This window comes from Actinotignum sp. UMB0459 (assembly GCF_051905915.1).
In the GTDB taxonomy this organism is placed as follows: Bacteria; Actinomycetota; Actinomycetes; order Actinomycetales; family Actinomycetaceae; genus Actinotignum; species Actinotignum sanguinis.
Genome location: NZ_JBQAIK010000014.1, coordinates 1 through 21,602, shown reverse-complemented (window position 1 = coordinate 21,602; position 21,602 = coordinate 1). Strand labels below are relative to the sequence as shown.

The following is a 21,602-nucleotide window of genomic DNA, read 5'->3' as shown; positions in this document are numbered from 1 at the left end:
TAGAATAGACGAGGGACTCTCCAGCGTAGGTACCTACTAGAACGGCGGTCAACGCGGGAGAGGCCCATTTTTGAGAGTTAGCCTGAAGGAGTGTTCCGCGCGTGTCGGAAACAATGAGTCATCCCGAGCCGGAACAGCGCCCGGTTCAGCAGAGCCCTGCGCATCACGTCGGTGAAGTATCCCCCGATCAGTCTTATGATGCATCGAATATTACCGTCCTCGAAGGCCTCGAGGCGGTACGTAAGCGCCCCGGTATGTATATCGGCTCCACCGGGGAACGTGGTTTGCACCATCTGGTCTACGAAGTTGTGGACAATTCGGTTGACGAAGCGCTGGCCGGCTACGCGGATACCATCACGGTAACCCTGCGTGAGGATGGCGGGGTGCGCGTGGAAGATAATGGGCGCGGCATCCCCGTGGATATGCACCCCACCGAGGGGCGCCCCGCGGTGGAAGTGGTTATGACCGTGCTGCACGCCGGCGGTAAATTCGGCCAGGGCGGCTACGCGGTATCCGGTGGCCTGCACGGTGTGGGTGTATCCGTGGTGAACGCGCTATCCACCCGGATGGAAACCATCGTCAAGCGTGATGGTTATGTATGGCGGATCGCTTATGAAAACGGGGTCCCCACCCGGGAACTTGAACGCGGGGAAGAAACCACCGAAACGGGAACCACCCAAACGTTCTGGGCCAATCCGGATATTTTCGAGACCACGGATTATGATTTCGAAACACTGCGCAAGCGTTTCCACCAGATGGCCTTCCTCAATAAGAACCTGCGCATCAACCTCATTGATGAACGTACCTCGGCTACTTCGGAAGGCGATGAAGTTACCGGGGCGGAAAGCGAAACCGCGGCGGAAGTCCCGGCGAAGCGCGAAGTATCGTATTGCTATTCCGGCGGCTTGCTTGACTACGTCAAGTTCCTCAACTCGATGAAAAAGTCGGAGATCATCAATAACGACATTATCTACTTCGAAGCTGAAGACGATGAGAAGCAGATCGAAGTGGAAGTGGCCATGCAGTGGACCTCGGCCTATTCCGAATCGGTCAATACCTTCGCCAATACGATTAACACCACCGAAGGTGGGATGCACGAAGAGGGCTTCCGGTCCGCGCTCACCTCGGTGATTAACAAGTACGCGCGTGAACACGGGCTTCTCAAGGATAAGGACCCGAATCTTTCCGGTGATGATGTGCGTGAAGGTCTCACCGCGGTTATCTCTGTGAAACTGGGTAATCCTCAGTTCGAAGGCCAGACCAAAACAAAGCTCGGGAATACCGAAGCGCGCACCTTCGTGCAGCAGCAGATGTACACCCAGCTCAGCGACTGGCTCGATTCCCACCCGGGCGATGCCAAAGAGATTATTCGCAAGGGCACCCAGGCTTTTGCCGCCCGTGCCGCGGCCCGCAAAGCCCGCGAAGCAACCCGGCGTAAATCCGTGCTGGAATCAGCCTCCATGCCGGGCAAGCTGAAGGATTGCACCTCGAATAAACCCGAAGAATGCGAAATCTTTATCGTGGAGGGTGATTCCGCCGGCGGTAGCGCCGTCAACGGGCGCGATCCGGAACACCAGGCCATCATGCCGATCCGCGGCAAGATCCTCAACGTCGAAAAGGCCCGCCTGGATCGGGCACTTTCCTCAGATACCATCCAATCGCTTATCACCGCTTTCGGTACCGGCATCGGTGATGAATTCGATATCGATAAGCTGCGCTATCACAAGATCATTTTCATGGCCGATGCGGATGTGGACGGCTCGCATATTGCGACCCTTCTGCTCACCCTGGTGTACCGCTACATGCGCCCGCTTATCGAAGCCGGGCATGTTTTCCTAGCTATGCCCCCGCTCTACCGCATCAAATGGACGAATGCCCCGCATTCCTACGTGTTCTCGGATCGGGAACGCGATGAGGTTCTCGAAGAAGGTAAAGGGAACGGCTGGCGGCTACCCCGCGAAGAATCCCAGCGCATCCAGCGCTACAAGGGTCTGGGTGAAATGAACGCGGAAGAACTGTGGGATACCACCATGAATCCGGAATTCCGCACCCTCAAGCAGGTCTCCATCGGGGAGGCCGCCGCAACAGACGAAACCTTCAGCGTTCTCATGGGCGAAGATGTGGATTCCCGCCGCGGCTTCATTCAACGTAATGCGCACGACGTGCGCTTCCTCGATATCTAGGATTTGTCATCATTATGAGCGAAAGCGAAACGACGTCCACGTATAATCACGGCGCGATTATGGAGGTGGATCTCCAGCGTGAAATGGAGAGCTCCTACCTCGATTACGCCATGTCCGTTATTGTGGGCCGCGCGCTGCCGGACGTGCGCGATGGCCTCAAGCCCGTGCATCGGCGCGTTATCTACGCGATGTACGACGGCGGATACCGGCCCGATTCCTCCTTCTCCAAGTCCGCGAAAATCGTGGGCGATGTGATGGGGCACTACCACCCGCACGGTGATGCCGCGATTTATGACACCATGGTGCGCCTGGCCCAACCCTGGTCCATGCGCTATCCGCTGGTGTCCGGGCAGGGCAACTTCGGTACCTCCGGTGATCTCGGGGCGGCCGCCCCGCGTTACACCGAGGCGCGCATGGCGCCCCTCGCCCTGGAAATGGTACGGGATATCAAGGAAAATACGGTTGATTTCGAGCCGAATTACGATGGCTCACTCATGGAACCGTCCATCCTCACTTCCCGTTTCCCCAATCTCCTGGTGAACGGCTCCGAAGGTATTGCGGTGGGTATGGCCACCCGCATTCCGCCGCATAACCTCCGCGAAGTCAATGACGGCGTGCAGTGGTACCTCGCCCACCCGGATACTTCCCGGGAAGAACTCCTCGGTGAGCTCATGCGCCGCATTAAGGGTCCGGACTTCCCCACCGGGGCAACCATTCTGGGCACCCGCGGCATTGAGGATGCCTACCGGACCGGGCGCGGGTCCATCACCCAGCGCGCCGTGGTGGAAGTGGATGAGATCGGCGGGCGCACCTGCCTGGTTATCACCGACCTGCCCTACCAGGTCAATCCGGACCGGCTGCTCGACAAAATGGTGGAGGGCATCAAGGATGGCCGCCTCCCGGGCATTGCCGATATTCGCGATGAAACGTCCGGGCGGGCCGGCCAGCGTATCGTCGTCGTTCTTAAACGCGACGCGGTACCGAAGGTTGTTCTCAACAATCTCTACAAGCACACCCAGCTGCAAAATAATTTCCCGGCAAATATGTTGGCGCTGGTAGACGGGGTGCCGCGTACGCTTTCCCTCGATGGTTTCGTGCGGCACTGGGTCGCGCACCAGATGGATGTGATCCGCCGGCGCACCGAGTACCGCCTCAACGAAGCTCTCAAGCGCATGCATATTCTCGAGGGCTACCTCAAGGCTCTTGATGCCCTGGATGAAGTTATTGCGCTTATTCGGGCTTCGGCCACCGTGGATGTGGCCCGCACCGGCCTTATGGAGCTCCTCGATATTGATGAGGACCAGGCCAATGCGATTCTGGAAATGCAGCTGCGCCGCCTGGCCGCCCTGGAACGCCAGAAGATCCTGGACGAATACGAAGAAAAGCGGGCCCTCGTGGAGGACTACCGCGGTATTTTGGCCTCCGAGGATCGCCAGCGTTCCATTATTTCCGAAGAACTGCAGGCTATTACCGATAAGTACGGCGATGACCGGCGCACCACCATCCTCCCCTACGACGGGGAGATGAGCGTGGAAGACCTCATTCCCGAAGAGGATGTGGTGGTTACGGTCACTCGTTCCGGGTACGTCAAGCGCACCAAGGTGAGTGAATACCGCGCCCAGCATCGCGGCGGTAAGGGTATTCGCGGTGCTTCGCTGCGCGTAGATGATGTGGTTGATCATTTCGGGATTGCTTCCACCCATGATTGGCATTTGTTCTTCACGAACCTCGGGCGGGTTTACCGCCTCAAGGGCTATGAACTTCCCGAGGGTGGGCGCGACGCCAAGGGCCAGCACGTGGCGAATCTGCTGGCTTTCCAGCCTGGCGAAAGCATCGCGGCGGTCCGTTCGATTCGCAGTTACGATGACGCGAAGTACCTGGTGCTCGCCACGAAGTCCGGGCTGGTGAAGAAGACCCCGCTCGCGGATTACGATTCCCCGCGCTCGGGTGGCTTGATCGCGATTAAGCTGCGCGAGCTGGCGGATGGCAGCAGCGATGAGGTGGTGGCCGCTTCTCTCGTGGATGAGGCCGATGACCTGCTGCTTGTTTCCCGCCACGGGATGTCTTTGCGTTTCACCGCGAATGCGGAATCGCTGCGGCCTATGGGCCGGGCGTCTTCCGGGGTGACGGGCATGAAATTCCGCGGGGATGATTCCCTCCTCACCATGGACGTGGTGCATGATGATTCCCAGGTGTTCGTGATGACGGAACAGGGCTTCGCCAAGCGGACCAGCGCGGATGAATACCGGGTGCAGGGGCGTGCCGGCATGGGTATTAAGGTCGCGAAGCTGACCGAGGCCCGCGGGGACCTGGTGGGTGCGCTCATGGTGTCCAGCGGTGACGAGGTGCTCGCTATTATGGAATCGGGCAAGGTGATGCGTGCCGCGGTTGATGAAGTGTCGCTCACCGGCCGCAACACCCAGGGTGTTACTTTCGTGCGCCCCGATAAGGGTGACAGAATTATTGCCGTCGCGCGTAATGCTGAGGTGGAGATCGAAGAAGATGAGGTCCCCGCCGCCGGTGCGCAAGCGGCAGCGGAGGAACCGGCTACCGAATCGGAGCCGGCGCAATCCACGCAAGCTGCGGAATCTGCGGAATCGACGCAACCGGCCGCTGAAACCTTGGAGAACTGAGATGACAGAAACACAACACACTCCGGAACATCAGCCCGGCCGCGGGCGTGATCGTGCGGGACTGGAGGCAACCCGGGTGCGTGGCGCCATGCCCGCGGCTGCGGAGGGTCATAGCGGTCCGGCCGTTGCTTCCGCGCCCGCGCATTCTTCTTCGCGGCCGGGCGGCGCAGCTGGCGCGGCGGTGCGGGGCGCCAGCGGGTCAGCCGCCGCGGCGGGGCACACGGCGGTTAGCGGGCAGCGGGCGAGCGCCTACCCGCGGGTATCCGCCCCGGAAGGTGCTGCTCCCGCGAAGCAAACGGTGGGAATCCGCCGAATCCGCATGACCATCGCCAAGGTGGAGCCGATGTCCGCCATGAAAATCGGTTTCCTGCTCTCCGTGGCGATTGGCATCATGATCGTGATCGCGATGATGCTTATCTGGTTCGTGCTGGACGGCATGCACGTGTTCTCCCAAATGTCGGATCTTTTTGACACCCTCGGCAATGAAGAATTGCTACGGGTGGGGGAATACATGGAATTTGGCCGCTGGATGGCTTTCGCCGTGTTGGTGGGGATTATTCATATTGTGCTTTTGACCGCGCTTTCCGCGATCGCGGCTCTTATCTACAATCTCTTTGCGGCCCTGGTGGGAGGACTGCGCTTGACAGTCACCGATGAGTAGGGCGCATGCCCCGTGGTGGCTGTGGGTTATCCGCTACCTTGTGTTGGCCCTGGGCCTATTCATTATGGGCTTTGGTATCCAGCTGGCTATCGCTTCTGACCTGGGTACCTCCCCGATTTCCTCGCTCCCCTACGTAGTGTCGCGCATGACGCCCATCTCGGTGGGTACCCTCACCGGGTGCATGCACGTGGTGTTCATTGCGATCCAGTTGGTGCTGCTGCGCCGGGAATTCCCGCCGCTGGAATTCCTGCAACTACCCATGGCTTTCCTTATGGCCACGGGAATCGACGCGGCTGGCGCCATCCTCGGGCCGATCACCTATTCGAGCTACACCCAGCAGTGGCTACTCTGCCTGGGCGGGGTGGCGGTGCTCGCGGTGGGAATCTGCGTGGAAGTGAGCTCCGGGGCGGTTGTTAACGCCGGCGAAGGTGTGGTGATCGCCATCTACCGGAAAACAGTGCGCCGCTTCGGCGTGCATCGCTGGACTAATTTCGGCGCCATCAAGGTCTATAACGACGCCGCCCTGGTTGTTCTGGCCAGCGCATTGTCACTCGCGGTACTCGGGGAGCTTGTGGGCGTGCGAGAAGGCACCCTGGCGGCAGCGGTGCTGACCGGCCCCGCCATCCGCCTGGTGACTCCTTGGATAGGGGTGCCGCTCCGCCGGCTGCTGCGGCTGAGTTAGCCAGGCGGGGAGCGCGCGCCGGCTTCGCCGGCGCCGGCGTCGTCGTAACAAATACGCGCGAGAGTGCGGGAAAACGCGAGTTGGGGTGCGGTTTCCCGGGCGTGAAAAGGGTGTGTGCGCACGCCATCGAGTCGGTGTGACGCGAAACGCAAGCGAAACGATTTGGAAACAGCGGCTCGCCGGTGTAAACTCATGTGGTCACCGGGCCTATAGCTCAGTTGGTTAGAGCGCAGTCCTGATAAGACTGAGGTCGATGGTTCGAGTCCATCTAGGCCCACGGTTACGAGGAGGGTTATGAAACGGATTGTTTTCTTCCTCGGCTCACTTGCTGCTGGATGTTGTGCTGTCGCTGCCCTGGTGCACGTGATGGATGAGCATTCTCGTTGGCACCACGTTCCGGATCCTGCACCGGAATCTTAGGGGCTATGGCGCAATTGGTAGCGCACCTGCTTTGCAAGCAGGGGGTTAGGGGTTCGAGTCCCCTTAGCTCCACCAGATTTTCTTTTGATGCTCAGCCTTTAGTTTCCTTTGGCTTCCTCCCGTAAAATGCAGCCTCCCGGCGCTGGTACCGACAAATAGCAACAGCACAACGCGCGGGCTTGCAGGATGCAACTTCTCGACGCGGACGGTCTCAAAAAGCAACGCCACAGCACGGAGGCTCTGCAGAATGCAACGCCTTGAGTGAGAAGCTCATAGAAAGCAACGCCAGCACCTGATTTAGAAAAGTTAATGTAGTTGTGGTTGCTTTTTGTGGACCAGTCCGCGCTCCGGGGCCGGCTGTCACAAGGATATCCTCATTGAAATTGCCCGTGCGCTATAAACTGACGACTGGAATTCCCACAAACTGACGACTGGAATTCCGATAAACTGACGACTGTACGGTTCACAAACTGACGACTCCGCCCTAAAAGCGCGAAATACAAGGAAAAATGAAAGCAGGCGATATGGTTCAGGAAAGCATTTCCTACCGGCCCAGGCTCGCAGATCGTGAGCTTGAGGATGCGCTGGCGCGTGCAGGCGGTGTGCTCGTGACCGGGCCCAAGGGATGCGGGAAAACGGAAACGGCTCGCCGGTATGCCAAAAGTGCGATCCAGGCGGATATCGATCCTCAACTCGAACAACAATTAGCGGTGCTCCCCCAGCTTGTCCTTGAAGGTGATACCCCGCGGCTCGTAGACGAATGGCAGGTCTTCCCGGTGCTATGGGATTTAGCCCGGCATGAAATTGATCGGCGTCACCGCCCGGGTCAGTTTATTTTCACCGGTTCCACCGCTCCCGGTGAGGGCGCTGCTCGGCATAGCGGCGCGGGAAGGTTCGCGCGAATCGTCATGGGAACCATGACGTTCGCGGAAACCGGGCATAGTGACAGCGCTGTCTCCCTGAGTGAACTCGCGCAATTACCTTCGGGAACTGCGCTAACACCAACGTCCTCCGCTCTCACCGTTCCGGATATCGCGCAGCGGATTGTGCACGGTGGGTGGCCTGGAAACCTTGAGCTCAGCACGGAACAAGCTCGTGCTAATAATCGTGATTATCTGGAGACCGTGTGCGCCGTCGATATTAGAATTCCGGATAATACATATCGCGACCCGCAGCGCGTCGCGGCCCTCCTCACCTCCCTCGCGCGTGGTGTGGCAACGGAAATGTCCATGAGCGCGCTGGCGCGCGATACCGGTTTGGCACGTGATTCAGTACGTGAATACCTCGATTCTTTGCAGCGTATTTTCATTACGACGCCTCAGCAAGCCTGGCGTGCGCATCTGCGCTCTCCAGCGCCGTTACGAGAAGCGCCCAAGCACCACCTGGCCGATCCGGCGCTTGCCGTCGCCGCATTGCACGCGAGCGAGCGCGAGCTCTTGGATGATCTGGAGTTTTTCGGGCAGCTTTTCGAATCCCAGGTTGTGCACGATTTACGTTACCTGGCGCGTACCGATATTTATCACGGACGCAGCGCCGATGGGCTGGAAGTGGATGCCATTCTGGATATTGCTGGGCGAACGGTGCTGGTAGAAGTGAAACTTGGATCTGTTCCGAGCATTATTGACAGTGCCGCCGCGAATTTACAGCGTTTCGCGCAGCGGTATGTAAAAAGCCTGGATCCGCTCCTCGTGGTGGTGACCGGATCGGGCTTGAGTTATACCCGCCCTGATGGTGTGCACGTGGTGGCGTTCGGAAATCTCGGCGCCTGAGCCGTGCTGGTCGGGCCCACTCCCGCGCCCGCCAGCCCACCATCAGGAGTTTTCCAGCGCCCTTCCAGGCCGCGCGGTACCCTAGAGCTACCGGGCAAGGCAGCCCGAGCTAAGAACAGTGAAGTCCAGGAAGCGATGGTGAGGAACCATGCATAATGAGTCCCCGACTCTCGACCGCAGCGCCCCCACTCCCATTTTTCGGCAGCTCGCTACCTGGATGCGTGAACAAGTAAGTACCGGCGCGTGGCGGCGCGGCGATCAGCTTCCCATGGAAATCACCCTCGCGGAACAGCTCAATGTGGCCCGGGGAACTCTACGCAAAGCCGTGGATCAGCTCATTGACGAAGGTCTGCTGGTGCGAGTGCGCGGGCGCGGCACTTTTATCGCCCACGATATTGTGCGTTCGCCGCTCACCTCCTCCCTCACCACCCTCGCTGAGGAGCTTGAGCAGCGCGGAATTGACTACACCACCCGCGTCCTCACCCAGGAAGTCATTCCTGCCCCGCCGCCGATTGCTGTCGCGCTGGGAGTTGAAGGCAGTATTTTCCACCTGCGCCGCATGCGTGGCGACGGCGAAGGTTCCATCACCCTCCTTGATAATTGGGTGGTTCTGCCTCCGCTCTGCGCGGAACGTGCCATCCTCGTCAAACAGGATTACGCGGAAAATTCCCTCTTCGGCACCCTGGAAAGCGATCTGGGCATCGCCCTCTCGCACGGCAGCCGCACTATTTCCGCCATCGGTGCTGATCGCAATCTCGCGCGGATCCTCGGAGTTCCGCACGGATTCCCGCTCATCGATATGAAGCAGGTAACCTACGATGCTTCCGACCGCCCGGTCGAAACCTCGCGGATCTGGATTCGCCCGGATCGCTTGCGTATTCACTCCATCGTGCATCGCGCCCCGCTACCTTCCTAAACTTGTTCACTAGCTGTACCTACTTGTATGTGCTTGTTCACACTGCTACCCTCGCCTTAACGCACGAGTTCGAGGGGGAGCAATGCGAATACTTGTTGTCGGCGGCTATGGCGTCGGCCTGTCATTTTTCACCGAGCGCCCGCCCGTGGATGGCGAAACCATTTCCGGGGCCCGCTTCAGCCAGGAACACGGTGGCAAAGCATCGAACCAGGCTGTTGGGGTAGCTCGCTTAGGTATCCCGGTCAGCTTACTCACCGCTGTCGGTTCAGATTGGTACGCGCATGCCGCGCGTGAGATGTGGGCGGCCGAAGGGGTGGACGCCTCCGCCGCGATCACCAAAGAAGGCGTCACTATGGTCGGTGCGATTATTACGGACGCCACCGGAGAGAATCGCATTATCCTCGCCAACGGGGTTTTGGACCAGCTCAGCCCGGCGGATATCGGCGCGCACGCCGCCATTTTCGAAAGCGTGGATACCGTCCTTATTTCCTGCGAAATTCCCGCGGCGAGCGTGGCTCGCGCCATCACGTTCGGGCGCGCGGCTGGGGCGCGCGTTATTCTCAACCCGGCTCCGGTGCCACTCCTGCCCGAGCACGTCTTGCGGCAGGTTGACGTTATCACCCCGAACGAAACAGAAGCGCTTGCGCTCCTGCGCATGCTAGGGAGCGACGACGACGCCACCGCGCTCGCGGCCCTCTCACCCCAAGAAAAGGCCGCACGCATCGCTCAAGCTCTGGACTGCACCGTGGTGCTCACCCACGGGGCGGAGGGCTGCTATGTGTGCGAAAGCGGCGGCGAGCCGGAGAAAATCCCCGCGGAGAAACCGCGGGCTGTCGTGGATACCACCGGGGCGGGGGATGCCACGAATGCGGCGCTCGCGGCGGCGCTCACCTGCGGGGCCGGACCGGTGGAGGCGGCTCGCTTCGCGAATTGTGCTGGCGCACTCACCGTAGAAAAGGAAGGAGTGCTGCCGGGTATACCCAGCATTGATGATCTTCACACCCGCTTCGGTGCTGAACGCTGCGCCGTCGTGCTTTCACGTAACTCATAACAATCCGAACGGAAGGATAAATAATGGAAAAAACCACGCGTATTGCGCCGGAAGATATTACGAACCCGCGCGATTTAGCCCCGTATATTCAACATACCCTCATTAAGACCGGAACCACGCGGGCCGAATCGATCCGGCACGCGGAGCAGGCTATTGAATACGGATTCAACGCGGCGATGGTAGCCGGATCCCAGGTGCCCATTACCGCGAAGGTCTTGGAAGGTACCGGGATTGAGGTGGCTTCGGCTCTTGATTTCCCGACCACCGGGGTGATGACCTCGGCCGGAAAAGCGGCGGAAGCCGAAGCGCTGGTGAAAGCCGGCGCCACCCAAATCGATATCGGGGTGCAGATCGGGTGGCTCAAAGACGGTGAATACGACAAGTTCCGTGATGATATTGCCGGCGTCGTCGCCGCGGGTGTGCCCGTTAAAGTGATGCTGGAACTGCCGCTCCTCACCGAGGACGAACGCCGCGCCGCGGTGGAGCTTTCCGTGGAAGCAGGTGTGAAGTACCTCAAAAATGCGTCGTCCGGTTCGGTGGAAAAGGCGAGCGTCGAATCCATTAAGTTCTTGAAGAGCTTGGCACCCGCGGGCGTTCTCATCAAGGGATCAGGTGGCATCTCCACCTTTGACCATGCACTATCTTTGATCCGGGCCGGAGCGGCCCTGGTGGGATCGTCGAACTCGGTTGCCATTGTGACCGGGGAAAACGGCCACGAGAGTTACTAGGAGCACTCATGACGAAGGTACCTTTTATCCTCGATACTGATACCGCGCAGGATGATTGCGTGGCGATTCTTTTCGGCCTTCTCGATGAGCGGGCTGATTTGCGGGCCATCACCATGGTGGCCGGAAATGTTGGTTTTGAGCGGCAGATCAAAAATGCGCAGATGACGCTTAATGCTGCCGGTAAGCTCGGCGAAGTTCCCATTCACGTGGGTTGTTCGCAGCCGATGCTGCGCGAGTGGGTATCCGCGGAGGACGTGCACGGTGACGGCACCGGCGGGCTGAGCATCGATTTTACGACGACGCACGTGGAGGATGAGCACGCCGTTGATGCTCTTCTTCGTATCACCGCTGCCCAACCGGGTGAGGTGAGCGTGGTAGCGATCGGGCCACTGACGAATATTGCGACCGCGGTGGTCAAGGACCGCAATTTCGTGAAGAATGTTAAGAGTCTCTACATTATGGGTGGATCCAATAACGGCCGTGGAAATACGATTTCCGCGGCCGAATTTAATTTCTATGTGGATCCCGAAGCGGCCCAGATCGTGTTTACGGCTGGATTTGAGGATATTCACGTGGTGACCTGGGATCCCATTACCTTGCGGGATGCCACCATTACTCGCGCGGAATACAATGCGCTGGCCGATAAGGACACCACGCTCGCGAAGTTCTTTAAGAAGGTGTGCGATACCACCCTGGACTTCAATGAATCGGTGGGCGTGGATGGGTCCACGCATCCTGACTCCATGACCCTTGCCACCCTCCTGCACCCGGAACTCATCCTGAGTGAAAACCGCTACCGGGTGGATATTGAAACCGGTTCGGAGCTCACGCGCGGATATTCGGCGATGGCCTGGGAGAAATTCCCGCTGCCCGCCAATGCCTATGTGGTGGAGGAAGCGGATAAGGAGGCTTTCTTCGCGCGCCTGGATGCGCTGCTCGCGCTAGAGACCACCCCGAATCAGCCTTTCGCGGGCCTGGCTTAGTTCTGCCGGATATCGGTTCCTAATGTGAAGGAGAATTCCATGGCTGAACTTTCGAGGGAGCTCCCCTCCGAATTTATTGAGGGGACCACGGTGCGCGCCGCCGGGAATCGCGCGATCAACCCGAAACTGGTGCTCACTGCCCTCATGCTGGTGATCGCGAGTTTCCAGCTCAATGCCACGATGCTGGCACCGGCCATCGGCGATATGGCCAGCGCCCTCAATACCAATGCGGGCGTGATCGGCTGGAGTTCCACGGTCTTCCTCGCGGTGGCCGCGGCGCTCGCGATTTTCTTCCCGCCGCTGGCCGATAAAATCGGGCGGCGAGTAACTCTCCTTATTTCAGTGAGCTTTATGGTGGTCGGAACAGTGCTGGTGCTGGTAACCAGTAGCGTGGCCATGCTCATGGTGGGGCGTTTCCTGCAAGGTTTCTGCGGGGCTACTTTCGCGCTGGGCAATCTCACCCTGCGCGCCATCCTCCACCCGAAGAAATACGGTTTCTATATTGGTTTAGTTGCCGCGATTAATTCCGGGGTGGCCGGCATCGACACTCTGCTGGGCGGAGTGATTGTGGACCACGCCGGCTACAAGGGTATTTTCTGGACCATTCTGGCGCTGGAAGTACTCGCCCTCATCTGTGTGGTGGCCTGGGTGCCGGAAACCCGAGTTCCTGCCGCCAGCCGCATGGACTGGGGTGGGGCGATGACCCTGACCGGTTCGCTATGGTCGGCGAATATGGCACTTACTTTCGGCTTTGGTTCGCTGGGCTGGGGGAATACGTGGACTATCGCTGCGATTGTCGCGGCGGTGGTGCTAGCCATAGCTTTCGTGCTGGTGGAGCGCAGGGTTGCGGATCCGTTGGTTCCGCTGCCCGAACTGGTCAAACGTCAAACCTGGGGTGTGACCGGTACCGCGTTCTTCACCCTGGCTTCCGCTTTCTCGGTACTCATGTACCTTATCCCGGCGGTATCTCAGGATGTGGAGAACGGCTTGGGTATGGGCGGTACCGAATCCGCACTGCTCTACCTCACCCCCTTCTCGCTACTGGGCTGGCTGCTGGCGCCCTTCGTGGGTAAGTACGCCCCGCGCTTGGGCTACCGCGCGATTCTGCGCGCCGGGCTGCTGGGCAGCATCGTGCTCATTACCGGTGTGGTGGTTTTCGGATTCGAGAACCGCTGGGTGCTCTTCACCCTGGCCTTCCTTATGGGTGCTACCTATACCGCGATGTCCAATACCACGCTTAATGCCATGGGTGTGCTTTATGCCTCGCCTACCCGGCCGGGAGTGCTCCCGGGCCTAACCTCCGCAGCCTTCAATTTGGGTGCGGGCGTGGGTACCGGGGTGATGGCTTCCTTCGTGGCCCGTAATGCGGTGGCCGGCGATATTACCGCCGGGTACTCGCAGGCCGCGATTGTTGGTTTGGTATGCGCAGTTATCGCCTTCGCAATTTCCCTAGCGCTGCCGGCGCAGGAAACGACCGGAGGTGAGAAGATCTAATCCCCGGTTGCAACCGGCTAGTAAACCCGCGGGTGGCGTTTTTCGGGAGCGCTACCCGCGGGTTTTCTTTGCCGGTAGGCGCGTGCGTGGGTATTCTCGCGGCTGCGCTTTTCTCGGTAGGGTGGAGGCGTTAACACCGCATGCACAAGAACCGCACGCAAAGGATCGTTGTGACTGAGCAGTCCTATGTTTCGCGGCGCCGCCGCCCGCCGAGTTCGCGCCACTACAGCGCTACCCAATTGCGCCATGCCCGCCTGGCTGTGAGCGCGCTCTTCTTCACCAACGGCGCGATTTTCGCCAATATTGTGCCGCGTTTCCCCGAACTCAAGCGTATCCACGAGCTCGACAACGCCGTGTACGGCCTCGCGCTCGCGGCTTTCCCAGCCGGCGGCATTATCGCGGGGATTTTCGCCGCGCCACTTATTCGTAAATTCGGTTCTGCGCCGGTGGCGGTCGCGGGCACGCTTCTCACCGCGCTCGGGCTTATTGTGGCGGGTGTGGGCCCCACCGGAATCTTCTTCGCGGCCGGCATGTTCCTCGGGGGCGCCTGCGATGCGGCCACCGACGTGGGGCAAAATGCGCACGGCTTGCGGGTGCAGCGCCACTACGGCCGCTCGATTATTAATACTTTCCACGCGACCTGGTCCGTGGGCGCGATGAGTGGTGGACTCATGTCCGCCGGCGCGATCTGGATCGGATTGCCGGTGCCCGCGCATATGGTTATGTCCGGGATAGTGTGGGCTGCGGTTGCGCTGGTGGCCCGGTGCTTCTGTTTGCCGGGGAACGACGCCGCAGATCCCGGCCCGGGCGGTGATGCGGCAGGGCACGCCGGTGCCGGGGCAGGCGCGCTGGGAGATGGGTCGGCGTCGTCGAACCTATCCGAGGCTAAGCACGGAGCCGCGCCGCTGAGTTTCCGTACCGCGGCAATGCTCGGTGCCCTTGTTCTCATTGCCACGATGGGTGGGCTTATCGAGGATGCCGGATCCAGCTGGGCGACCCTGTATGTGGGGCAGCTCGGCGCCGTGGGCGGGCTGGCCGCGGCAGGGTACGTGGGTCTGGTCGGTTCGCAATTTGTGGGGCGGCTGCTGGGCGATGGGCTGGTGGATCGCTTCGGGCGGCGCACCGTGGCCCAGGGCGGGGCAGCCCTCATTACCGTGGGGATGGGCCTGGCTTTGCTGTTCCCGAGCGTGCCGGGCACGATTGCCGGTTTCGCGGTGGCCGGTTTCGGTTCGGCCACGCTGGTTCCCGCGGCGATTCAGCAGGCCGATGAGCTGCCCGGCCTCAAGCCGGGCACGGGCCTGACGGTCATTTCGTGGCTCATGCGCATCGGTTTCCTTGTTTCCCCGCCTATTGTGGGTATGGTTGCCGATACTTTCGGGCTGCGCACCGGCCTGTGCGTGGTGCCTTTCGCCGGTATCACGGTGCTCCTCCTCAGCTGGACGCTGAGCCAGGGCGAGCGGGAGATCCCCGCGCCGCCGCGGCCCAGCGTCCAGGAGGGCAAAGAGAGCTAATAGCTCTCGGATATTGTGTCTATTAATTGTGTCTATTAGTACATATCGGTCGTCACATTGAATGCGGATACGACCCGGCGGATTTCGTCATCGCTCAGGCCGGTACCTTTTCCTCCACTTGCTGCGTTCATGTGTTCGTACATGGCGCCGGTCTCAAGGTACTCGATGGTATCGACTGCGGAAAGCGCGGAGGAATCAGAACGAACCATAATTCCGTGCTTCGCCCACAATGCGATGCGATGATCGCGAAGGCCGATGACATTGTTCTCCATGAGCTCATCACTACCGGGAACCATGAATTCGAGAACGGCGATACCTTCTGGGACTTGAACAATGGTTTCCGGCTCCCACCGGAAGATCATTCGATTGAAATCCTTGTTATTGAGAGTCTCGGGAATATGGGAGAGGGCGACAAGGTACGGAGGCTGCGCGTGCACAATAGCTTGGAAACTCACGCCGCGCTGAGCTACCTGGTCGTTATGCACCGCGAGGTGTGAATTGAATTCGCTCGTGGGGCGTTGATACAGCCTATCTGGATGTGTGTACCAGGTACCGGTTTCGCCGCCCTCATCCACAATAAAGGCAGAAACATTCTTTTCAGGCGCATCTGCCACTTCGCGCAAACGGCACCCTGATCCTGTCACAAATACCGTCCTTCCCGCCAAGGCGGGTACCTTCCAGGGAAGCTTGACACCAGCCTGCTTCTCTGGGAAAACTGATTCGAGATCGGTATTCCAATCAACGGAAATGGAAATATTTCCAGCGCCAGCTTCCGCGGCGTGCAGGTGGTCGAGGCGACGCCCCGTTACTCCCATTTGTTCCAGGAGCGCGTCAACAGTTAATTGAGAAGTCATGGTCTCTCCATCCTTATTAGAAAATGCGACGTCGGGCTTCTTGCCAAACGCTCTGATTGTTCTGCGGTGTATAGCGGGTAAGTTCGGTCGATGCACGTACAACCTCACGCAGTGAGGTAAGTGAATCCGATATCGAACCAGCTGCTCGTGCCTGGAGTAAAAGATTTCCAAGCGCCGTTGCTTCCGTAGGGCCTGCGACGACGGGAAGTCCGCACGCATCGGCAGTTAGTTGACACAATAATTTGTTCTGAGATCCCCCTCCGACGATATGAATGACATCAATATCTACCTGTGCAAGATGTGCAGCCTGTTCAATTGTTTGGGCATGTGCGAGAGCCAAAGAATCGGTGATACAACGGGCATATTCCCCAATGTCTCGGGGTCGCGATTGCCCGCTTGCCTCGGCTAGAGAATCGATCCGTGCGATCATGTCTCCGGGTGTTGCAAAGACCGGGTCATTAACATCGATAACCGTGCGAAGGGAGGGTGCTGCTGCCGCAAGAGAAATGACCTTATCAATCGACAGGCAAGGATCTTGCTCTCTCCATTGAGCCACGCACCCATTGAAGATCCACATTCCCATAATGTTCTTCAAGTACCGGGTGGTTCCATCAACACCGAGTTCATTAGTGAAGTTTGCCTGCCTCGACTCTTCGCTGAGGATCGGCGCCGCTAATTCGAGTCCGGCCAATGACCACGTTCCACACGAAATGAAGGCGAAGTTCTGGCTCGTGGCCGGGATAGCCGCAACCGCGGACGCGGTATCGTGACTACCTACTGCAACCACCGGAGTGGTTTCTCCACTCTGCGTACGTAGATCGCAGATCTCACGCTGAACAGTACCAATTCGATTTCCCGGCTCAATGAGTTCGGGTAATTTCGCGTAGATATCAATACCGGAAATTTCTTCATACACGCTGGTCATCTCGCGTGACCAAGATCTGGTGCGGGGGTTGACGAAGCCGGTCGAGGAAGCATTTGTTATCTCGGCATACTTCTTTCCGGTAAGCCAATAATTGACGAGATCTGGCAGTAGAAGAAGTGATTCCGCCTGTTTGAGGGCCGGTCGATAGTCTGCACTGTTAGCGGCAGCTAGCAATTGGAAAACCGTATTGATATCGATGTTTTGCAGGCCGTTATGGGTGTAAATATCGGTTGCTGAGTAGCGGGAATACAGTTTTTTAGGAACCCCGTGAGTTCTACTGTCACGATAACTAAAGGGTGGACTGATGAGTCCCCCTTCCGGACCGAGGAGGCCGTAATCAACCGCCCAGGTATCTACGCCAATTGATTCGATAGGCGTTTCGCGCAAGGTCCTGAGAGACGCGCGAATATGCTCCCACACCTGAATCATTGGCCAGAAAAGATTATTCTTTTCGGTGCCTGGAACACAGATAGGTCCGTTTGGGAATCTAGTGATTTCACTTGTCGACTTTAGTTTTCCTTCGGTAATAGAGCCGGTCATGACTCTGCCGGAAGAAGCTCCCAAATCGATAGCAACAAAAGTTTTCATTACTCGAATTCCTCATGTGGGGCTTCGGGCCGGGCCCGTAAGAGCTCGGCCCGAAGCGTGTCGAGCGCTCAATACTTCAGCGCGGGATGGTCAGCGAGGTTCCCACAGAGAAGTGAGGAAGCTTTAGGCTCCCCAGCTTGCCTGTGTTCCACCGATCCGTTCCTTCCGGATCTTTTCCAGATAGCCTGATTCCATAAAGGCCCGCATGGGATCTGGATCAAGGCCCTGTGCCTCACGCAATTCGCCCAAGAGTCCGCGGACATCCGTGTAGAAGGCATCCATGAGAATGTCGTTTGCCCCGAGAACATCTCCGGCTACTTGCTTTTCCTTAAGAGCGTCTCGATCAACGAGTAGCGCCTTTGCCGTCATTTCCTGCACGTTAGTCACGGACCGAATTTCAGCCGGGATCTTTTCTTCCAAGTTATGGCATTGATCAAGCATGAAATTCACTGGCGATCCTTCGTCCAATGCGCCAGCCGCAACAATCTCATTGAGAATTCGGAACAGCTGGAACGGATCAGCAGCCCCCACAATGAGATCATCGTCAGCGTAGAACCGAGAATTGAAGTCAAATGCACCAAGGCGCCCTACTCGAAGGAGTTGAGCCACGATAAATTCGATATTGGTTCCGGGTGCATGGTGTCCGGTATCAAGGACTACCATGGCTCGTTCACCCAGCGCCTGGCACTGAACAAGGGACGTGCCCCAGTCTGGAACATCGGTGTGGTAGAACGCAGGCTCGAAGAACTTGTACTCCAGAACCAGCCGCATATCGTCGTCAAGTTCCGCGTAGATTTCTGCTAGCGATTCTGCCAGGCGATCCTGGCGTTCTCGGATGGAATCCTGCCCGGGATAGTTGGTGCCATCAGCCAGCCAAATCTTCAGATCCTTCGATCCGGTTTTACGCATGATATCGATACACTGCTTATGGTGATCGATGGCCTTCTGGCGGATCTTTGGGTTGACGTTGCATAGGGAGCCGAACTTGTAATCCTCATCCTGGAAAACATTGGAATTGATCGTCCCGATTGTGACACCCAGATCCTCGGCATGCTTGCGTAGCGCATTGTAATCATCAGTGAGGTCCCACGGGATGTGGAGGGAAACTTTGGAGGCGGCATGAGTATAGGCATTTACCTGTGCCGCATCAGAAACTTTCTCGAAGGGGTCGCGCGGGACGCCAGGTGTCGTGAATACCCGGAAACGCGTGCCGGAATTTCCAAAGGCCCACGAAGGGAGTTCAACATCTTGCCGTTCTAGGATCTCGCGATTCTTTGCGCTGAGATCACCGAGTTTCACCATGTTTCTGTTCCTTTCTCAATATTTCTTTGCGGTTCTATTTCGACGACGCAGCTGAAACAACCCGCCCGTACCGCTCGACCTCGATTTGCTCGAGCGACTTCCCTTGGGTCTTCGGTGCGCCAAGAGTGCCAACAATGAGAGAAATCGAGAGGAATCCGATAAGGATTAGTCCGTCGATCATGAGTCCGTTCTCCCACTGGAGAATGACCGGGAAGATGAGGGAAATGAGGCCGGATGCGACTCGCACCAGGAAGAAGATGATTCCCTGAGCGCCGGCACGGTACGGGGTTGCGAAGAGCTCCGGTGCCCACACCGAGTAGAAGGCCTGGGCGGAAGGCCCGGCTGAAATACCCCAGATGATCGCGTAGCCGAAAGCGGTGAATGCGGAATCGGAAGGTCCGAAGATGAGGATGAGCCAGGCGACGATGGCCAGAACAGCACCGATGAAGAAGTGGGTGCGGTACGGCATCGTATCCACGAAGTACATGAAGAAGACCGTGCCGATAATGACGACGCCCCACGACAGCATGGAGAAGAGGTTCGACGCCAGTTGGTCGTAGCCAACGCTATTGAGGATGGTCGGGAGGAAAATACCGTTTTGCGAGGCGGCTTGGTTCCAGCAAGTGTAGATAACCGCAAGGAATACCAATGCGCGGATATTGCACTTCCAGGAGAAAAGTGCCTTGAAGGACTGGAACATCGACGGTGGTTTGGTTTCGGAACCACCCTTGGCCTGCTCCCAAGCCTCTGATTCTTCCAGGTTGCGGCGGATATACCAGGTAATCAAAGCGATAACCACGAGGTGGGCAAAGACGAGTCGGGATCCGAGCAGGCCCAGAGGTGTAACGGCGCTCGCGAGACCAAAACCGATAAACGGTCCGAATGACCAGGCCAACTGGGTTGCTCCAATGTGTCTGCCGCGACTTTCAGTCGGTGCGAATTCTGCAATATATGTCCATCCGGCTGGAACTGATGCACCAACTGCGAGTCCGATAATGACAAAATCTATGAAGAGCATGGGGAGGTTACCGGCGAAGACCACAATGAGTCCACCCAGTGCGTAAACGAGGAGGTCGTACGTGTAGATGACTTTTCGTCCGTATTTGTCACATAGAGGTCCGCCAATAAGGGCACCGATAGCGGCACCGAAAGCATTGGAACTAAAAGCGGCAAGCAGTCCCGCGATTCTGCCGTTGTCGTCGGGGAAGTACGCGGCACCCCAAAAACCAAGCGAGGTGGCAATCGCAATAATAGACCCTGAGTCGATGTAGTTGGACATGGAAACGGCAATCGTTGCCTTCCATCCGGTTAATGGCTTTTTTGACATGTTCTCTCCGTTGAAATCAGATGTCACTGAAGATAGAAATACTGAGATAAGAAGTAGTTTGTGCCGCCGTCAGGCTGTACAAAGTACTGAGCCATCTCGGCCTGCCACTTGGTGTTAATCTCCTCGTTTTCCATGCAGTTCATTGCTTGCCATACGTCGTCAGCTTCGAAATAGCCAAAAACAACGGCGGTTTCCGGATCGACGAAGAGTGAGTAGTTCCGCCATCCGGAACGTGACAAGGCATCGCGCATCTCTTCCCATACATGGCAGTGCGCTTGGAGATATTCATCCAACTTGTCTTCACGGACTCGTAAAACAAAGCCACATCTTGAATCAGACTTCTGCGTCGTGTCATTCAAAATCTGGTCAACAGTCGGGGTGCTAACCATAAGTCAACTCCTTCGTTGAAGGATTGAAAGGTTTCAATCCGTACTGAAATACTACGTTTGATACGTTTCAACGTCAAGCGGCAAATAAATTTGCCCATAGGAAAACGTAGGTCAGCTATTTATACGCTTTGCCGTATTACTCGATTAAAAGGTGTAGGAATGCGATTCCTGAGCATCAATGAGTCTGCGGTCGTGGGGGTGCTGTCGATTCCCGAACTACAAGCTCGGGAATAAAAGCAATGTCTTGCGCTTCCGAAGGTTGCTCCAAAAGAAGGTGAGCAGCGGTTTCTCCGAGTTGCTCCATAGGCTGACGAATAGTTGTCAGCGGGGTGATGAGTTCGCGGGCAACGTCAATATCGTCAAAGCCAATGATGGACATATCACGGGGAATAGCTAGATGATGTCGTCTGGCAGCTCGCATTGCTCCGATCGCGAGGGAGTCGTTAGCGCAAAAAACAGCAGTAACTTCCGGGTGGGTGGCGAGGAGCTTCGTCATGGCTCGTTCACCGCTGGCCGCATCAAAACGCTCAGCGCTAATTTCCACCAACGTCAGAAAGTCATCGGATTTCATAACGGTTTGGCGTACCCCTATTCTTCGTGCTTGCGCCTGCCGTACCTTAGCTGAGCCATTGATGAATCCAATGTGGTGATGACCAAGCTCTCGAAGATGCTCAATGGCGATTTCCGCGCCTCTGGTGTCATCAACGGAAACGGCATTCATCCCGGCTTTGAGTGCGGGATGATCAAGCAGGACGAGGGGAATTCTCCGAGTTTCGAGGAGTTCCAGACTTTTTTCGGCGCCGGCGGACGGTGTTAGAATTATTCCGCGTACTTCCTGGCCGAGTAACAGGCGAAGCAAACCGGCTTCGCGCTCGGGATCTCCTCCTGTTGAGCCGATAACAGGAAAACACGACTCTTCTGCTAAACGGGCTTCGATTGCACTCGCGGCAGCAGCGAAAAACGGATTGGCAACATCGAAGACGAGAACGCCAACCAATTTGGAATCGACTCTACGTAACCGGCGCCCGGCTTCGGAGGGAATAAAGCCGAGTTTCTCGATAGCTGCTTCGACTTTTTTACGCGTGTGGTCGGAAACCCGTTCCGGATGATTGAGAACATTGGAGGCAGTTCCTAATGACACCCCGGCTAGCTGTGACACTTCGCGGATACTGGGACGTCGAGTCAC

18 protein-coding genes and 2 tRNA genes are annotated in these 21,602 nt (G+C 57.8%); 14 read left to right on the top strand and 6 right to left on the bottom strand.

Annotated features, from left to right (window positions below; translation table 11 throughout):
- The first annotated feature begins 101 nt into the window (after positions 1 to 101).
- The 14 genes from gyrB (at position 102) to ACTFPK_RS04400 (ending at position 15,031) form a co-directional block, all read left to right on the top strand.
- Complete coding sequence (gene gyrB / locus ACTFPK_RS04465) at positions 102 to 2,183, top strand: DNA topoisomerase (ATP-hydrolyzing) subunit B (protein ID WP_274732553.1); 2,082 nt, start codon at positions 102 to 104, stop codon at positions 2,181 to 2,183.
- Between the two features lie 14 nt (positions 2,184 to 2,197).
- Positions 2,198 to 4,816, top strand: a complete 2,619-nt coding sequence (gene gyrA, locus ACTFPK_RS04460; protein ID WP_274732551.1) for a DNA gyrase subunit A — start codon at positions 2,198 to 2,200, stop codon at positions 4,814 to 4,816.
- A 1-nt stretch (position 4,817) separates the two neighbouring features.
- Entirely contained in the window at positions 4,818 to 5,477 is a 660-nt protein-coding gene (locus ACTFPK_RS04455; protein ID WP_274732549.1) for a DUF3566 domain-containing protein, read from the top strand.
- Positions 5,470 to 6,159 carry a YczE/YyaS/YitT family protein gene (locus ACTFPK_RS04450; protein WP_126135084.1) on the top strand — a complete coding sequence of 230 codons (690 nt, stop codon included), beginning with the start codon at positions 5,470 to 5,472 and terminating at the stop codon, positions 6,157 to 6,159. The genes ACTFPK_RS04455 and ACTFPK_RS04450 overlap by 8 nt, the downstream gene beginning before the upstream one ends.
- Before the next feature lie 203 nt (positions 6,160 to 6,362).
- A tRNA-Ile gene (locus ACTFPK_RS04445) sits at positions 6,363 to 6,436 on the top strand.
- Between the two features lie 17 nt (positions 6,437 to 6,453).
- Positions 6,454 to 6,579, top strand: coding sequence for a hypothetical protein (locus ACTFPK_RS04440; protein ID WP_274732546.1), 126 nt, complete (start codon positions 6,454 to 6,456; stop codon positions 6,577 to 6,579).
- Positions 6,579 to 6,654 (top strand) — tRNA-Ala (locus ACTFPK_RS04435). Before ACTFPK_RS04440 ends, ACTFPK_RS04435 begins: the two co-directional genes overlap by 1 nt.
- Positions 6,655 to 7,088: 434 nt before the next feature.
- A complete protein-coding gene (locus ACTFPK_RS04430) occupies positions 7,089 to 8,348 on the top strand; it encodes an ATP-binding protein (RefSeq protein WP_274732544.1) in 1,260 nt (419 codons plus the stop codon).
- Between the two features lie 148 nt (positions 8,349 to 8,496).
- Positions 8,497 to 9,264, top strand: a complete 768-nt coding sequence (locus tag ACTFPK_RS04425) for a GntR family transcriptional regulator (protein WP_274732542.1) — start codon at positions 8,497 to 8,499, stop codon at positions 9,262 to 9,264.
- A gap of 82 nt (positions 9,265 to 9,346) precedes the next feature.
- Positions 9,347 to 10,315 carry a ribokinase gene (locus ACTFPK_RS04420; RefSeq protein WP_274732540.1) on the top strand — a complete coding sequence of 323 codons (969 nt, stop codon included), beginning with the start codon at positions 9,347 to 9,349 and terminating at the stop codon, positions 10,313 to 10,315.
- 23 nt (positions 10,316 to 10,338) lie between these two features.
- Positions 10,339 to 11,043: a deoxyribose-phosphate aldolase gene (deoC, locus tag ACTFPK_RS04415; RefSeq protein WP_274732538.1), complete on the top strand. Its 705-nt coding sequence runs from the start codon at positions 10,339 to 10,341 to the stop codon at positions 11,041 to 11,043.
- A gap of 8 nt (positions 11,044 to 11,051) precedes the next feature.
- A complete protein-coding gene (locus ACTFPK_RS04410; RefSeq protein ID WP_274732536.1) occupies positions 11,052 to 12,026 on the top strand; it encodes a nucleoside hydrolase in 975 nt (324 codons plus the stop codon).
- A 39-nt stretch (positions 12,027 to 12,065) separates the two neighbouring features.
- Positions 12,066 to 13,520, top strand: coding sequence for an MFS transporter (locus ACTFPK_RS04405; RefSeq protein ID WP_274732534.1), 1,455 nt, complete (start codon positions 12,066 to 12,068; stop codon positions 13,518 to 13,520).
- A 170-nt stretch (positions 13,521 to 13,690) separates the two neighbouring features.
- Positions 13,691 to 15,031 (top strand): MFS transporter, encoded by a 1,341-nt coding sequence (locus tag ACTFPK_RS04400; protein WP_274732532.1) that lies wholly within the window; start codon positions 13,691 to 13,693, stop codon positions 15,029 to 15,031.
- A gap of 35 nt (positions 15,032 to 15,066) precedes the next feature.
- On the opposite strand, the gene ACTFPK_RS04395 is transcribed toward ACTFPK_RS04400, so the two are convergent.
- The 6 genes from ACTFPK_RS04395 to ACTFPK_RS04370 all read right to left on the bottom strand — a co-directional run.
- Positions 15,067 to 15,885, bottom strand: coding sequence for a class II aldolase/adducin family protein (locus ACTFPK_RS04395; RefSeq protein WP_274732530.1), 819 nt, complete (start codon positions 15,883 to 15,885; stop codon positions 15,067 to 15,069).
- 16 nt (positions 15,886 to 15,901) lie between these two features.
- Positions 15,902 to 17,398, bottom strand: a complete 1,497-nt coding sequence (locus tag ACTFPK_RS04390) for a rhamnulokinase (RefSeq protein ID WP_274732528.1) — start codon at positions 17,396 to 17,398, stop codon at positions 15,902 to 15,904.
- A 123-nt stretch (positions 17,399 to 17,521) separates the two neighbouring features.
- Entirely contained in the window at positions 17,522 to 18,700 is a 1,179-nt protein-coding gene (gene rhaI, locus ACTFPK_RS04385) for an L-rhamnose isomerase (protein ID WP_274732526.1), read from the bottom strand.
- Between the two features lie 34 nt (positions 18,701 to 18,734).
- Positions 18,735 to 20,027 (bottom strand): MFS transporter, encoded by a 1,293-nt coding sequence (locus ACTFPK_RS04380; RefSeq protein ID WP_439911191.1) that lies wholly within the window; start codon positions 20,025 to 20,027, stop codon positions 18,735 to 18,737.
- Positions 20,028 to 20,050: 23 nt separating this feature from the next.
- Positions 20,051 to 20,416: an L-rhamnose mutarotase gene (locus ACTFPK_RS04375; protein WP_016442073.1), complete on the bottom strand. Its 366-nt coding sequence runs from the start codon at positions 20,414 to 20,416 to the stop codon at positions 20,051 to 20,053.
- Positions 20,417 to 20,591: 175 nt separating this feature from the next.
- The coding region (locus ACTFPK_RS04370; protein WP_439911190.1) for a LacI family DNA-binding transcriptional regulator at positions 20,592 to 21,602 on the bottom strand (1,011 nt) is incomplete at its 5' end.

Coding starts and splice junctions, on each gene's coding strand:
- gyrA (WP_274732551.1), top strand. CDS start 2,198: ATGAGCGAAAGCGAAACGACGTCCACGTATAATCACGGCGCGATTATG.
- ACTFPK_RS04455 (WP_274732549.1), top strand. CDS start 4,818: ATGACAGAAACACAACACACTCCGGAACATCAGCCCGGCCGCGGGCGT.
- ACTFPK_RS04450 (WP_126135084.1), top strand. CDS start 5,470: ATGAGTAGGGCGCATGCCCCGTGGTGGCTGTGGGTTATCCGCTACCTT.
- ACTFPK_RS04440 (WP_274732546.1), top strand. CDS start 6,454: ATGAAACGGATTGTTTTCTTCCTCGGCTCACTTGCTGCTGGATGTTGT.
- ACTFPK_RS04430 (WP_274732544.1), top strand. CDS start 7,089: ATGAAAGCAGGCGATATGGTTCAGGAAAGCATTTCCTACCGGCCCAGG.
- ACTFPK_RS04425 (WP_274732542.1), top strand. CDS start 8,497: ATGCATAATGAGTCCCCGACTCTCGACCGCAGCGCCCCCACTCCCATT.
- ACTFPK_RS04420 (WP_274732540.1), top strand. CDS start 9,347: ATGCGAATACTTGTTGTCGGCGGCTATGGCGTCGGCCTGTCATTTTTC.
- deoC (WP_274732538.1), top strand. CDS start 10,339: ATGGAAAAAACCACGCGTATTGCGCCGGAAGATATTACGAACCCGCGC.
- ACTFPK_RS04410 (WP_274732536.1), top strand. CDS start 11,052: ATGACGAAGGTACCTTTTATCCTCGATACTGATACCGCGCAGGATGAT.
- ACTFPK_RS04405 (WP_274732534.1), top strand. CDS start 12,066: ATGGCTGAACTTTCGAGGGAGCTCCCCTCCGAATTTATTGAGGGGACC.
- ACTFPK_RS04395 (WP_274732530.1), bottom strand. CDS start 15,885: ATGACTTCTCAATTAACTGTTGACGCGCTCCTGGAACAAATGGGAGTA.
- ACTFPK_RS04390 (WP_274732528.1), bottom strand. CDS start 17,398: ATGAAAACTTTTGTTGCTATCGATTTGGGAGCTTCTTCCGGCAGAGTC.
- rhaI (WP_274732526.1), bottom strand. CDS start 18,700: ATGGTGAAACTCGGTGATCTCAGCGCAAAGAATCGCGAGATCCTAGAA.
- ACTFPK_RS04380 (WP_439911191.1), bottom strand. CDS start 20,027: ATGTCAAAAAAGCCATTAACCGGATGGAAGGCAACGATTGCCGTTTCC.
- ACTFPK_RS04375 (WP_016442073.1), bottom strand. CDS start 20,416: ATGGTTAGCACCCCGACTGTTGACCAGATTTTGAATGACACGACGCAG.